This is a genomic window from Streptomyces sp. MK7, assembly GCF_032658145.1.
Lineage (GTDB): Bacteria > Actinomycetota > Actinomycetes > Streptomycetales > Streptomycetaceae > Streptomyces > Streptomyces spiralis.
On the sequence record NZ_JAVACL010000015.1, the window covers coordinates 76630 to 90783 of the forward strand.

The following is a 14154-nucleotide window of genomic DNA, read 5'->3' on the forward strand; positions in this document are numbered from 1 at the left end:
GGGAGCGCCATGCCCATACCCCAGCACCACCTTCAGCGCTTGCTCACACAACGCGGCGCGCTCATCGTGACGGCAGGCGTGACCTGCCTCGCCCTCGCCTCCTCCGGGTGCAAGTCGGCCGTCGACGAAGAGGGCTCATCCGGACGCAAGCAGGGAGGCACCCTGAACATCGTCCAGAGCGCCGACATCGCACCGAACACCTTCCTGTCGCAGAACAACCCGAACTTCTCGGTCATCAGGACCGTGTTCAACACCCTGACGGAGTACGACCACACCACCCTGAAGCCCCAGCCTCAGCTCGCAACCGGCTGGAAGTGGTCTCCCGACCACAAGTCGATCACCTTGCAGTTGCGGGACGGCGTGACCTTCCACTCCGGGCGCCCCTTCACCGCCGACGACGTCATCTTCACCATCAAGGCGATCACACGGCAGGACGTGCCCTCGCAGTTCAAGCATGTGGCACAGGCGATCACCGGCATGAAGGCCGACGGCGACCACACGCTCACCCTGCGCATGGACAAGCCGGTGTCGAACCTGTTCGACCTGTTCGAGGTCATGCCCATCGTGGACAAGGCCACCTTCGACGACCTCCTGGCGGGCAAGAAGTTCATCGGAACGGGACCGTTCAAGGTCGTCAAGTACACCCCTGGCTCCGGACTTCAGCTGAAAAGGTACGACCACTACTGGAAATCGGGGCGCCCGTACCTGGACCGGGTCAACATCAACGTCCAGAGCCAGTCGCAGTCGATGAAGGCTTCCCTCAGGTCCGGTCAGAGTCAGCTGGCCCTCGATCTCGCACCACTCGACACGGTGTCCCTCAAGGGCGATCCGAACTTCAAGGTCGTGGCCTCCGACGCCGCCGACGCCGCGTACTACATCGGGTCCAACGTGACGGTCGCGCCGCTGAACAAACCGCAGTTCCGTCAGGCCGTGGCCTGGGCCGTCGATCGGGACCGCATCCTCAAGCAGGTGCTCGCCGGCATCGGGCAGACCAGCTCACTGCCCTGGTCGCCCTCCTCCCCGGCGTTCGACAAGGACAAGGCCGCCACCTATCACCGCGACATCGGCAAGGCGAAACAGCTGATCGCCCAGGCCGGCGCCACCGGCGCGTCGGTCAACATCGTCTTCAACTCCGGACTGCCCACGAACCAGGCCATCGCCGAGATCGTGCAGTTCGACCTCAAGCAGGCCGGTCTGCGAGCCAAGCTCGTACCGCTGCAGGCAGCCGACTTCTTCGGCAAGCTGTCCGGCGGCGGCCTGCCCGGCCTGTTCGTCAACGTCCACGGCTTCGGCCAGCTGAACCCGGCGACCCTCGTCAAGGGCGCGTTCCCGTTCAACGCGGAGAAGAACGCCTCCAACTTCGACTCCGGCACGTACCGCACGCTCGCTCAGCAGCTCTGGACGACACCCGGCGGCAGCAAGGCGGATGCCGCCTACACCAAGATGAACGACTTCCTGCTGAAGCAGCAGTTCGTCAACGACCTGGTCGTCAGCTCGCACACGTTCACGATCTCCACCAAGCTCAAGGACCTGAAGTACAACATGTACGACTACCTCGATCTCGACGACGCGTACCTGACGAAGTGAGTACGCCGCCATGCTGCGATACGCCCTCAAACGACTGCCCTCGGCAGCTCTCGTGCTCGCTGTGGCCTCAGTGCTGGTCTCTGCGTCCCCCGGCTCGCGGAGGGCGACGCGGCGGACGTCCTGGCCGGGCCGGACGCCACTCCGGCCACCGTCGCGGCCGTACGCCACAACCTGGGCCTGGACCAGAGTGTCGTCTCCCAGTACCTGCAATGGATCCGCGGGATCCTCACCGGCGACCTGGGAGCCTCCTACGTCCGCCGGCAGCCCGCGACCGCGGCGATCGGTGACGCACTCGGCCAGACCGTCTCCCTGACGCTCGCAGCCCTCTTCGTCGCCATCCTGCTCGGAGGCACAGCCGGCGTGCTCCTCGGCGTCAGCCGCAGCCGGGTGCCGACCAAGGCGGTCGGTGCGCTGGTCTCGCTCGCCTTCGCGATCCCGCCGTACGTCAGCGGCGTACTCCTGGTCCTGCTCTTCGCCGTGACCTTCAGGGTGCTGCCCTCGGGCGGCTACATGTCCCTGGCCCAGGACCCGGAGATCGCCGTCCAGTACCTGCTCATGCCGGCCCTGTGCCTCGGTCTGCCCACCGCCGCGGTCCTCGCGCGGTTCCTGTCCGCGTCGGTCCGTCAGGTACAGGACGAGGAATTCGTCCGCACCGGCCTGGCGAAGGGGCTTCGCACCCGCCGCCTGGTGCGCGCCCACATCATTCCCAACGCCCTTCCCCCGGTCCTGACGGTGCTGGGCATCCAGGTCGGCCAGCTCCTCGGTGGCGCCATCGTGGTCGAGGCGATCTTCGGCTGGCACGGCATCGGGGACCTGCTGGTGGCCTCGGTACTCAACCGCGACTACGTCCTCGTCCAGGACCTGCTGCTGTTCACCGTCGCCGTGTTCGTCGTGATCCAGACCCTGACCGATCTGGGCCACGCCGCCGTCGACCCGCGCGTCCGCTTGGAGGCGTGATGACCGCCGTAACCGCACCCTCGACCGTCACCGTCCCGATGGAGGCCCAGCGCTCCCGCTGGAGCCGGGCCCTGCGCCATCCCGAGACGGTCGCCGGAATCACCATCGTCGCGGTGCTCTTCCTCCTCGGCGTCCTCGCCCCCTGGATAGCGCCGTACGGCGTCGACGCCCAGAGCAGCGACAGCTTCGCCGGGATCAGCCCGGCGCACCTGCTGGGCACCGACGAGTTCGGACGCGACGTCTTCAGCCGTGTGCTCTACGGCATCCGCCAGGACGTGCTGGTCACCGGCGTCGCGGTGCCCATCGGGGCCGTCGTGGGCACCGTGCTCGGCCTGGCGTGCGGGCTGCACCGCCTCCTGGACGCCGTCATCCAGCGGATCTTCGACGTCATGCTGGCCTTCACCGCCCTGGTCCTGGGGGTCGCCGTGGCCGCGACCGCCGTCGGCCCCGGCATCACGGCGATCATGGTCACGGTGGTCCTCGTCAACGTCCCGCTCTTCGGACGGCTGACCCGCTCGGCGCTGCAGTCCCAGCGCAGCCGCGACTACGTCGTCGCCGCCGAGGTCATCGGCGCCGGCCGGGCACGCGTGATCGTGCGGCACATCCTGCCCAATGCCGTCGACGCGCTGATCGTGCAGGCAGCTCTCAGCCTGTCCATGGCGGTGTTCATCGAAGGCGCCATGAGCTTCGTCGGCATCGGCATCCGCCCACCGGCACCCTCGCTCGGCGCGCTGCTGCGCACCAGCGTCAACTTCCTCACCCAGAACCAGTGGTACGCGCTGGGCCCGATCGTCGTGGTCACCGCACTGGTGCTGGGCTTCAACCTGATCGCCGACGGCCTGAACCGGGGGTTGCTGCGCCGATGAACGCACACACGAACCCGGCGGGTACCACGGCCACGACGGCCGGCCCGACCGCCATCAGCCCCGCCGGCGCCCTGCTCGGCGAGAGTCCGCTCTGGGACAAGGCGAACGGAGTCCTGCTGTGGGTGGACCTGTGGGGCGGCCGGCTGCACGCCACGGATCCGAGGGCCGCAACCACCTCGACCATCGAACTGGCACCACCCCTCTCGTCCGTCGCCCTGACCGAGCACGGCACACTCGTCCTGACGTCAGGGCTCTGTGTCTACGAGAAGACCGAGGACGGCACACGCCACCTCGCCGACGTACCGGACAGCCCGTGCCTGCGTATCAACGACACCGCTGTCGACCCGGCCGGCCGCCTCTGGCTCGGAACGATGCCACTGCCCCACCGGCCCGGCATGACAGGCGCGTTGTGGCGCCTGGACCCGGGCGCAGACGTCCCGGTCCGGATGCTCGGGGACGTGGCCCTGGCGAACGGAATCGCCTGGTCTCCCGCCGCGGACAGGATGTACTTCGTCGACTCGCTCCGGCAGACCATCACCGTGTTCCCCTACGACGTCCGCGACGGCTCCCTCGGTCCGGGTGACCCTTTCGTGCGGGTCGCCCTCGAAGACGGCATGCCCGACGGGATCGCCGTCGACGCCGACGGTGGCGTGTGGGTCGCGCTCGCCGGCGGCGGCGCCGTGGCCTGCTACTCCCCCACCGGCGAGCTGCGGGAACGCATCACTCTGCCCGTCAGGTACCCCACCAGCTGCGCCTTCGGCGGAGACCGCCTGTGCGACCTGTTCGTGACCTCCGGCTGCCGTCCCGAGAACCCCGACCTCCGCACGGCGGCGATCGCCCGGGGAGCCGGCTCGCTGTTCGGGCTCACCCCCGGCGGGCGCGGACTGCCGGCCAACAGGATGGTGATCTGAAGATGGCCACGCTCGACGGCACCACCAGCATCGTCACCGGCGCGGCACGCGGGATCGGCCGCGCCGTCGCCTCCTGCCTCCACGAACTCGGCAGCCAGGTCGTCGCCGTCGACATCGACGACGCGGTCGGCGCCGGCACGCCGTGGCACCGCGTGGTCGGAGACATCACCGACGCCGCGGTTCACGACGAGTGCCTGAAGGCCGCGGCATCCCTGCCCGGTGCGCTCGGCGTTCTGGTCAACTGTGCCTTCGCCGAGGAGCGCGCTCCGCTGCTCGAGAGCACCGACGAGGGCTGGGAGCACACCCTGTCCGTCTCCCTCCGCGCACCGGTCGCACTCAGCCGCCGCTTCGTGGCCGCCCTGGACTCGCGTCCCGGCTCCATCATCAACGTCACCTCCGTCCACGCGCACGGGGGCCTGACCGGCTTCGGCGCGTATGCCGCGGCCAAGGCGGGGCTCACGACGTTCACCCGCAACGCGGCAGTCGAGTGGGGCCCCCTCGGGGTACGGGTCAACGCCGTGGCGCCGGGTTTCGTCGCGGTGGAGCGCAACGCCCGCATATGGCGCGACCCCCAGCGGCTGGAGGAGGTGGTGGCGCACTATCCGCTGCGCCGGGCCGGCCGACCGGCGGAAGTCGCGCGCTGCGTCGCCTTCCTCGCCGGCCCCGATGCCTCGTTCGTCACCGGAGCGGTCCTCCCCGTGGACGGCGGACTGCTCGCCCGGCTTCCGGAGGAAGATCGCTCATGACCGAACCGGTCCTGCAAGTACGAGACCTCACCACCCACTTCAGCACCGAGCGCGGTGTCGTCCGGGCCGTCGGCGGCGTGACCTTCGACGTCCAGGCCGGCGAGACACTCGCTCTGGTCGGCGAGTCCGGCTCGGGCAAGTCCGTGACCGCCATGTCCTTGATGCGCATCGTCAGGTCGCCGGGACGCGTCGTGTCCGGCGAGGTGGTCTACCACGGACGCGACCTGCTCAAGCTCTCCGACAGAGAGATGCGCGAGGTACGCGGCGCCGGCATCAGTATGATCTTCCAGGATCCGATGTCGTCGCTGAATCCGGTGATGCGCGTGCGTGACCAGCTCCTCGAGGCGATGCTCGCGCACGGCAAGTTCACCGGTGCGCAGGCCCGCTCCCGCGCCCTGGAGCTCATGGAACGCGTGGGTATCCCCGATCCCGGGGCCAGGCTGTCGGACTATCCCCACGCCTTCTCCGGCGGCATGCGCCAGCGCGTGATGATCGCGATGGCCCTCGCCAACGAACCGGACGTCATCATCGCCGACGAACCGACGACGGCGCTCGACGTCACCATCCAGGCGCAGATCCTCGAACTGCTGGCCGAGCTGAATCGCGACCTGGGCACAGCCATCGTGCTCATCACCCACAATCTCGGAGTGGTGGCCCGTTCCTGCCAGCGGGTGGCGGTGATGTACGGCGGCCGGATCGTCGAACAGGCCGCGGTGGACGAGCTGTTCACCCAGCCCCGGCATCCCTACACCCGGGCCCTCCTTGCCGCGACACCGCATCTCGCCACGTCCCGGCAGCTGCCTCTGCTGCCCATCGAGGGCCGTCCGCCGAACCTCGTCGCGCCCATCACGGGCTGCGCCTTCGCCCCACGCTGTGATGCCGCGGTGGAGCGCTGCCACGCCGAGCAGCCTCCCTTCTTCCGCCTCGACGAAGGCCGTCGGGAATGGGCCTGCTGGGTCTCCGGCACGGACGGTGCGCTCCCGCCGCCGCCCCCGCCGGCACCGACCGGGGAGCCCGTCGCCGAGCACGACGGCCAGGAGCCGCTGTTGAGCGTGCGGGGTCTGGTGAAGACGTTCCCGGTGAAGCGGCGGACCGGATCACTGCGGCGCAGGACCGTCCAGGTCAGCGCGGTCGACGGAATCGACTTCTCGATCGCGCCCGGCGAGACACTCGGCCTGGTCGGCGAGTCGGGGTGCGGGAAGTCGACACTCGCCAAGGCCCTGTTGGGCATCCACCCGGCAACCTCAGGGGCCATCCGTTTCGACGGCCGCGATGTGGGGGTCCTGCGCGGCGGCGACCTGCGCTGGTACCGCGCCCAGACACAGTTGGTCTTCCAGGATCCGATGTCGTCGCTCAATCCGCGTCTGACCGTCGCGGATGCCGTGGGTGAACCTCTCCTCGTCCATGCGCTGGCCCGGGGCAGTGAGGTGAAGCGCCGCGTGGCGGAACTTCTGGAACTGGTGGGCCTGGACCCGCAGGTGGCGTCGCGTTACCCGCATGAGTTCTCCGGCGGTCAGCGGCAGCGCATCGTCATCGCCCGCGCTCTCGCGGTCAACCCCCGGTTGCTGGTGTGCGACGAGGCGGTGGCCGCCCTCGACGTGTCGCTGCAGGCGCAGATCGTGAACCTGCTCCAGGAGCTGCAGCGGCACCTTGGCCTCGCCTACCTCTTCATCGGCCATGACCTCGCCACCGTTCGGCACATCTCGGACCGGATCATGGTGATGTACCTGGGGCACATCGTCGAGTCGGGCCCCTCCGAAGAGATCACGTCCAAGCCGCAACACCCCTACACGGCAAGCCTGTTGTCCGCGGTGCCCGAGCCCGATCCGGCGCGTGAGCGGGCCCGCGAGCGCATCGTGCTGACCGGTGACGTCCCGAGTCCGATCAGTCCCCCGCCTGCCTGCCGCTTCCACACCCGCTGCCCGATCGGTCCCCGGGCCAACCCGGAACGGACCATCTGTGCCACCGAGCGCCCCCTCCTCACCGAAGTGGCGCCCGGCCGCTACGCCGCGTGTCACTTCCCCGGCGAGCTGAGCGGCAGCGGTCTCGGTCCGGCGCGGAATTCCGTTCTGGCCCCTTCAGGAGAGACGTCATGATGACGGCCACCACCCATCGGGCGATCCGGGACACCCGCCTCGTGGCGATCCTGCGGAGCCCCGACACCGACCGCTTGGCGGCCGCGGCGCACGTTCTTGTCGAAGAGGGCGTACGTGTACTGGAGTTTCCCCTCACCAGCCCGGGCGCACTCGACGCCCTGCGTCATACGGTCGAGGTCCTCGACGGGCGTGCGGTGGTGGGTGCCGGCACTGTACGCACGGTCGACGAAGCTCAACGGGCCCTCGACGCGGGCGCACGCTTCCTGGTGTCCCCGAGCCTGTCGGTGCCGGTCATCGAATACGCGCACGCCCATGACACCGCGGTGCTGCCGGGAACGTTCACTCCCACCGAGATCTGCACGGCGCTGGAGGCGGGAGCCGAACTCGTGAAGCTGTTTCCGGCGGCGTCGCACCAACCTGAATTCCTGCGCCAGCTGCGCGTACCACTGCCGGAGGCCGATGTCGTGCCCACGGGCGGTGTGGGACTCGCCGACGCCGCCGCATGGCTGGCCGCCGGCGCGGTCGCCCTGGGCGTCGGCTCACCCTTGACCGGCGACACTCTGGAAACCGGGGACTTCGCCCAGCTCCGGGTGCGGGCCCGTGCATGGAAGGCTGCTGTCTCATGACCGTCGACGTCATCACGTACGGCGAGACGATGGGGCTCTTCGAGAGCGAGCGGATCGGACCGCTGCGGATGGGGGGTCCGATGCGGCTGTCCATGGCCGGGGCCGAAACCACCGTCGCCATCGGCGTCAGCCGGCTGGGCGGCAGCGCGGCCTGGGTGGGCGTCGTCGGCGACGACGAGGTGGGCCGGCTCATCCTCAGAACCCTCCGCGCCGAGCAGGTGCACACCGACGGCGTCGTCATCGACACCGAGAGGCCGACCGGTCTTCTGCTCAAGGAGCGGCGCAGCGCCGACGTCTCCCGCGTGTGCTACTACCGCCGGCACAGCGCCGGTGCACGTCTCACTCCCGAGCACGTGCTGCCCGAGCACGTGACTCGGGCAAGGATCCTGCATCTGTCGGGCATCACTCCGGCGTTGTCGGAGAGCGCCCGGCAAGCGGTGTTCCGTGCACTGGAGTTGGCGGCTCAGGCCGGACGGACCACGTGTGTCGACGTCAACTACCGCTCGGCGCTTTGGACTGCGATGGAGGCCCGACCGATTCTCATGGAAGTGATCAAGCGAGCCGACATCGTGCTTGCCACCCAGAGAGAGGCCGCCCTCCTGACGAAGCATTCGATGGCCGACCCCTTCCAGGCGGCCGCATCACTCGGTCGACTCGGGCCTCGGCTTGTCGTCGTCAAGCGCGGCGCCGACGGTGCCGTGGCCTGGGACGACGGCCGCCTGCACGAGGTGCCGGCGCGCCCCGCGCAGACTTTCGACCCGGTGGGCGCGGGCGATTCCTTCGCCGCCGGTCTCCTGGCCGATCTGGCTCGTGGCCGCTCGGCTCAGGAGGCGCTCGAGACCGCCGCGGCGGTCGCCGCCGTCAACGTCGCCTGCCCGGGCGACTGGGAAGGGCTGCCGTCCCGCGCCGAGATCGACATGCTGCGGGGTGACGATGTACTCCGCTGACACCGACGGTCACGAGGCCGCGCGGCCCCGCGACGGCGGTCCGCTGCCCAGCACGGCGCAGCCGCACGGCAGCGGCCTGGAGAGCCTGCGGCGCCGCAACACGGCGCTCGTCGCCAGGACCCTTCTGCACCGCGGGCCTTCGGCGCGCTCCGAGATCGTCCAGGCGACCGGGCTCAGCGCCACGAGCATGACCAAGATCACCGCGCAGATGGCACGCGCCCGCATGCTGGTCGAACTCACCGCGGTGGCCGAAGGCAACATGGGGCGCCCGCGCGTCCCCGTAGCCCTCGACACCTCCTACTACCGCTTCGCCGGTATCCACATCGGGCTGCGCCGCACCACCGGAGGCCTCCTCGACCTGGTCGGCAACGTCGTCACGGAACACGCCATCACGCATCGTGGCCGAACGCAGAAGGCAGTCCTCAACGAAGCCCGGGAGCTTCGCGACCAGCTCGTGACTCTCGCCGGGGGGCCGGAGCGCATCCTGGGCATCGGGGTGGCCACCGGAGGCCGGGTCGATCCGCATACGGGCGTCGTCGTCGACCACCCCCTGCTCGGCTGGAAGAACGTCCGGCTCGCAGACGAGCTGAGCACCGGTGACAATCCTGTCTTTGTCGACAGCAGCGTGCGCGCGATGGCGCTGGCCGAGACCTACCTCGGTGCCGCGCGGCACGCCGACTCCTCGATCTTCCTTTTCATCGGCAACATCGTCGGCGCCGGCCTGATGATCGACGGACGCCTACGGCTCGGTCACGACGCCGCGGCTGGAACGCTTGACCACCTCCCGCTCGGCCACGCCGCGCAGGGAACACCGTGCCGCTGCGGGCGCACCGGCTGTCTCGCAGCGCTGGCCAGCGACGTCGCCGTGCTCGAACGGGCGCGCCAGACCGGCGTCGTGCCCTCACACGCCTCCTTCGAGTCACTCGTCACCAAGTCCCGCTCCGGCAACGCACGAGCCGCGGCACTGCTCAAAGAACGGGCGGAATACGTCGGCATCGCCGCCGGCATCCTGCTGGACCTGATCGACCCCGACCTGCTCGTCCTCGGTGGCGGCCTCCTGCAGACCCCAGAACATCTCGACGCCCTCCGTGCCACGGCCGCCGCCCGGCTCAGCCGCCCCGAGGCGGCCGAACGCATCGTCCCCACCGGCCTGGGAGAAGGCTCCCTCGTCCGAGGTTCAGGCAGCCTGCCTCTGCATGCCTTCTTCTCCGACCCCGTCCCAATGCTGAGGACTCCGGTCGGAGGTTGAGCCGGGTGGAGGGAGACCGACGGTCTCCCTCCACCCGGCCCGTGTCACGCACGTCGGGCTACGGCAGTGATTCGGCTGCCACCCGAGCGGCCTCGGCGACCAGCGCATCGTCGTAGGGGGCGTCCTGTGTGTGACGGGAGGACATCACCACCAGCACCAGGGGCGCCCGATTCGGCCGCCACGCCACGGCGATGTCATTGCGCGTTCCATAACTCCCGGCACCGGACTTGTCACCGACCGTCCAATCCCTGGGCAGCCCGGACCGAATCAAGGTCCCTCCCGTGGTGTTCCCCCGCAGCCACTGGTCGAGGACGTCCCGCCGGCTCTTCGTCAGAACGCCACCGACGGCGTACTTCTCCAAGTCGTTGCCAAGAGCTCGCGGGCTGGTGGTGTCGCGTACGTCGCCGGGCACCGCTGTATTCAGGTCGGGCTCATACCGGTTGACGTGGGTGGTGTGGTCACCGAGCCGAGCCAGCGCACGGCCCAGTCCTGCGGGCCCGCCCAGTTGCCGAAGGAGCAGGTTTCCGGCGGTGTTGTCGCTGTACCGCACCGCCGCGTCACAGAGCTCCCGCACCGTCATGCCGGTGTCGACGTGCTGACTGGTGATGGGCGAGTAGCTGACCAGGTCGTCCTCGGAGTACTGGACCACGTGGTTCAGCTGATCGGGCGACTCCTGCCGCAACGCCTCGGCCGCCGCGAGCGCCTTGTACGTGGAGGCGTAGGCGAACCGTTCTCCCGCATGGTTGACAGCCACCGGGGTGTGGGAGGGAACAGAGCTGGATGCAGAAGCGGTTGTTCCGGCCACCGTGGCGAGGGCGAGAGCGGTGGCGAGGATCGTGGGCGAGACGGTGCGATGGGCCAGAAGCACGGCATTCCTTTGCTCGTTCAATCGTGAAGCCCAGAAGTTCTTCTGCAGCTGCTGCTCCACAACAGTGGCTTCCACCAAGAAGAGCCGCAAGGACATCGGCTCGGACTAAATCAACGAATCCCGGAATAATTCACCGTAGCAGTCTACGAGGACTTCAACTGGTCGACTGCCCGCCGCGGATCAACAACTGGAGGCGGTTCAGGCGATCCATGGTCTGCGTGCCCGTCACGGGTTGAAGCATGAGAAGTCGTTGCCGGGACTGTGGGCTGGCGAGGACGACACAGTCCAGATCGAGGCGTCCCACATGCTGGCTGTACACGGATTTGGTCGAGCATCGTAGTGTCGACACCCGGTGCTGGTGCCACATCTGGGCGAACTCCGAACTGGCTTCACACAGATCGGAGACCAGTGTCGCGGCCGCGGAATCGTGGCCGCGCTGAGTGACTGTGGCCCTGAGATCGGCCACATACGACAGGCTGGTCGCCTCTTCCTCCTGCGGCGACGCCGAGCGCAGTACGCCACGCCAGTGCGCGGAGGTGAACCAGTGCCAGGTCAGGTTCTTCTCGTAACCGGGCCGGTCGGCGAACGCGCCGAACAGGGCCGTGTTCAAAGGGTTTTGTGCCACGACATTGGCGAGGTCGTCGGTGATGAGCGCGGGCGTCGTGGCCGCGAGCGCCTCCAGTGTGTACGACAGTCCCGGGTCGACGTAGTCCGGGGCCTCGGCGGGCGTCGGCGGTGCCTGACCGGCCAGCAGGTACAGATGATGCCGTTCGTCGGGTGTCAGTCGCAGCGCGTTCGCAAGGCTCGCGAGTATCGAGACTGACGGCTGACGACCGCGTGCCTGTTCGAGACTCTCGTAGTAGGCCGCGGACATGTTGGCCATCACCGCCACCTCGTCACGGCGCAGCCCGGGAGTGCGACGCCGGGCGCGGGGGGCAAGGCCCAGGTCCTCCGGACGCAAGGCCTCACGGCGGCGGCGCAGGAAGTCCCCGAGTTGGATCCGGTCCGTCACCTGGGTCCCCGGGGCGGACCTCCAGCCTGGGTCCGCACCGGCGATCGGATCGCGGGTCCCGTCGAGAGGGTGCTTCATGGGATGCATGGTCGCACCTGGGCTCCCACGTGTGCACATGGGTCGATCAGCGCGCGGGGCCGCGCCCGTTTTATCCACTGCTCGGCAGTACGTGGCTGAGCTGTTTCACCGCGAACGTCGCGCGTCTACGGTCCCGTTGGACCAGATGGTCGATGCGAGACGAAAAGAGGAAAGCATGCAAGACGCGACCCCCGTCGTCCTTGTTCACGGTTTCTGGCACGGAAGTTGGTGCTGGGGTCTGGTGAGTGAGCAACTCGCCGCCCGTGGTGTCGCCTCGGTCGCCGTGGATCTTGACGGACATGGGCTGAAGAGCCGCTCGCCCCGAGCCCGATGGCGGCGACCGTTCGACTCCGGTGCCTTCGCCGCGGAGCCCTCGCCGGTGTCCGGGATCACGGCGTCATCCGCGGCCGCGAGCCTGGTCGAGCAGGTGCGTCGGATCGGACATGGCCGGCCGTGCCTCGTCGTGGCGCACAGCATGGGCGGCACGGTGGCGACCGCCGCCGCCGAACAGGCGCCGGAGCTGTTCGGAGAGATCATGTACGTGGCGGCGTTCGCCCCCGTTGGCGGGCTGCCGACGGCGCAGTACATCAGCATGCCGGAGAACGCGGGAGAACTGGTGGCGAGCGGGCTCTCGGCGGACCCGGCCGCGGTCGGAGCGCTGCGCTACGACACGGGCGACACCGACCGGCGGGCCGCCATCCGCGAAGCGTTCTACAACGACGACATCGACGGGCCGACCGCCGAGGCGGCGATCTCGCTGCTGACCCCGGACGCGCCCGCCGGCATCGCCCTCGAACCGATCACCGTGACCGCCGAACGGTACGGTTCGATCCCGCACAGCTACGTCGTCTGCACCCGGGACAACGCCATACGGCCCAAGCTGCAGCGCCTCATGGTCCGAGAAATCGACGCCGTTTCCGCCCGGCCGACGACGGTCGTGGAAATCGATTCCTCGCACTCACCGTTCCTCTCGCAGCCGACCCGACTCGCGGATGTCATTCAGGTGGCACACACAGCGATACGCCAGTCCGACCGACTGCGGACAGCCAGGGTCTGACGCGGTTCGGGCACCCGTGGGCGCGCTGCCCGGAAACAGGATCGGGCGCCAGCCGAACTGGCCCGGGGCAGCCGAGGTCCGGCTCGGCGGCCCAGCGCACGCGAGGCCGCCCCGCGGAGGTGCTGGCTCTGCATCCGAACGGCCTGCATCCCGGCATCGAGTTCGCACGGCGGGCAGTGCGGGTGGCCACGACGGACTCCGCACACCAGCTCGCGGGCCCGGTGAGTGAGGCGCACAGCCCCGACGCCCCGTGGCAGGCCCTTGTCGACATCGCGTGGCGGCTGGCGGAGACCCTGACGAGCGGGGCGCTGGGAACCGGCGCGCCGAACGGCACCGGTGTCGGTGTGGTCGGACCGGTCGCCTCCCCGGACCTCGCCCCGCTGGCGGCGCCTGGGCATGACACGGTTTCGGCGCTGGTCCTCGACCGCTTCGGTGCGCGGGTGCTGATCGAAGACAACACCCGGCTGGCGGCTCTGACTGAGACGATTTGGGGCGCAGCCGTCGGCGAACAGGACCTGTTGTACCTGCGGTTGTCGCACGGGATCGGCGGCGGTCTCGTGGTGGCCGGTACGCTCCCCCGCGGTCCTCACGGCCGCTCCGGAGAGTTCGGCCACGTCACCGTGGAGCCGGACGGGAGACCTGCGGGTGCGGCGGGACCGGGTGCCTGGAGACGGTGGCCTCGATCGAGGCCGTACTCGACGCCTACCGTTCCAGGACTCGCGCGGCTTGTGGGCCCGTGGCCCCTTGCATGTCGGTGCCCCGCGCGGCCGTCGGAACGCCGGTGCAGGTCTTCAGCCGGGCCCGTACCAGCCACCCGTGCGCTCGGCTCGGCGCGACCGCGCGAGGCCGGGCGCCGTCCGGTCCCTCCGTCGGTCCGGCGGTCCTGCGGGACGGTGGGACGGCGTGGCCTGCTGCCGCCGGCCAGTGCCGACCGGCGTCCAGGTGCACGGACGCCCGCGGAAGGCCGCCGCATGATTCATCGGCACTCTCAGAGGTCCCGGCGTGACCGGGTGCCCCCGCATCTCCCCGGGCACCAGGTCACGTTTCGGCATCCCGGTGCACACCTCTATGTCGTACCGACTGGTCGGTACTAGCCTCTGCGCACACCGTCCCCGAACACAGAGACCCGGGATTCGGCCCACCAGGCCGAAAGA

The 14154-nt window shown here is 69.4% G+C and carries 13 protein-coding genes and 1 pseudogene; 12 read left to right on the forward strand and 2 right to left on the reverse strand.

Annotation, left to right across the window (positions count from 1 at the left end; translation table 11 throughout):
• The first annotated feature begins 9 nt into the window (after positions 1-9).
• The 10 genes and pseudogenes from R2S09_RS18575 to R2S09_RS18620 all read left to right on the forward strand — a co-directional run bounded on the left by R2S09_RS18575 (position 10) and on the right by R2S09_RS18620 (position 9985).
• Positions 10-1587 carry an ABC transporter substrate-binding protein gene (locus R2S09_RS18575; protein WP_316742146.1) on the forward strand — a complete coding sequence of 526 codons (1578 nt, stop codon included), beginning with the start codon at positions 10-12 and terminating at the stop codon, positions 1585-1587.
• A 120-nt stretch (positions 1588-1707) separates the two neighbouring features.
• Positions 1708-1839 (forward strand): annotated as a pseudogene (locus R2S09_RS18580) (ABC transporter permease); the annotation flags it as partial.
• A gap of 108 nt (positions 1840-1947) precedes the next feature.
• Entirely contained in the window at positions 1948-2544 is a 597-nt protein-coding gene (locus tag R2S09_RS18585) for an ABC transporter permease (protein ID WP_316742147.1), read from the forward strand.
• Positions 2544-3410 carry an ABC transporter permease gene (locus R2S09_RS18590; protein WP_316742148.1) on the forward strand — a complete coding sequence of 289 codons (867 nt, stop codon included), beginning with the start codon at positions 2544-2546 and terminating at the stop codon, positions 3408-3410. The genes R2S09_RS18585 and R2S09_RS18590 overlap by 1 nt, the downstream gene beginning before the upstream one ends.
• Complete coding sequence (locus R2S09_RS18595) at positions 3407-4321, forward strand: SMP-30/gluconolactonase/LRE family protein (protein WP_316742149.1); 915 nt, start codon at positions 3407-3409, stop codon at positions 4319-4321. Before R2S09_RS18590 ends, R2S09_RS18595 begins: the two co-directional genes overlap by 4 nt.
• Positions 4322-4323: 2 nt before the next feature.
• A complete protein-coding gene (locus R2S09_RS18600) occupies positions 4324-5067 on the forward strand; it encodes an SDR family NAD(P)-dependent oxidoreductase (RefSeq protein WP_306190933.1) in 744 nt (247 codons plus the stop codon).
• Positions 5064-7163, forward strand: coding sequence for an ABC transporter ATP-binding protein (locus tag R2S09_RS18605; RefSeq protein ID WP_316742150.1), 2100 nt, complete (start codon positions 5064-5066; stop codon positions 7161-7163). The genes R2S09_RS18600 and R2S09_RS18605 overlap by 4 nt, the downstream gene beginning before the upstream one ends.
• Positions 7160-7789 carry a bifunctional 4-hydroxy-2-oxoglutarate aldolase/2-dehydro-3-deoxy-phosphogluconate aldolase gene (locus R2S09_RS18610; RefSeq protein WP_316742152.1) on the forward strand — a complete coding sequence of 210 codons (630 nt, stop codon included), beginning with the start codon at positions 7160-7162 and terminating at the stop codon, positions 7787-7789. Before R2S09_RS18605 ends, R2S09_RS18610 begins: the two co-directional genes overlap by 4 nt.
• A complete protein-coding gene (locus R2S09_RS18615; RefSeq protein WP_306190935.1) occupies positions 7786-8736 on the forward strand; it encodes a sugar kinase in 951 nt (316 codons plus the stop codon). The genes R2S09_RS18610 and R2S09_RS18615 overlap by 4 nt, the downstream gene beginning before the upstream one ends.
• Complete coding sequence (locus tag R2S09_RS18620; RefSeq protein ID WP_306190936.1) at positions 8723-9985, forward strand: ROK family protein; 1263 nt, start codon at positions 8723-8725, stop codon at positions 9983-9985. The genes R2S09_RS18615 and R2S09_RS18620 overlap by 14 nt, the downstream gene beginning before the upstream one ends.
• Before the next feature lie 58 nt (positions 9986-10043).
• On the opposite strand, the gene bla is transcribed toward R2S09_RS18620, so the two are convergent.
• Positions 10044-10853, reverse strand: coding sequence for a class A beta-lactamase (gene bla, locus R2S09_RS18625; RefSeq protein WP_316742155.1), 810 nt, complete (start codon positions 10851-10853; stop codon positions 10044-10046).
• A gap of 154 nt (positions 10854-11007) precedes the next feature.
• Positions 11008-11943 (reverse strand): helix-turn-helix transcriptional regulator, encoded by a 936-nt coding sequence (locus R2S09_RS18630; protein ID WP_316742157.1) that lies wholly within the window; start codon positions 11941-11943, stop codon positions 11008-11010.
• Between the two features lie 145 nt (positions 11944-12088).
• Here R2S09_RS18630 and R2S09_RS18635 point away from each other — a divergent pair, with 145 nt between their 5' ends.
• Positions 12089-13000 (forward strand): alpha/beta hydrolase, encoded by a 912-nt coding sequence (locus tag R2S09_RS18635; RefSeq protein WP_316742240.1) that lies wholly within the window; start codon positions 12089-12091, stop codon positions 12998-13000.
• Positions 13001-13440: 440 nt separating this feature from the next.
• Positions 13441-14094: an ROK family protein gene (locus R2S09_RS40600; RefSeq protein WP_399144147.1), complete on the forward strand. Its 654-nt coding sequence runs from the start codon at positions 13441-13443 to the stop codon at positions 14092-14094.
• Positions 14095-14154 lie beyond the last annotated feature (60 nt).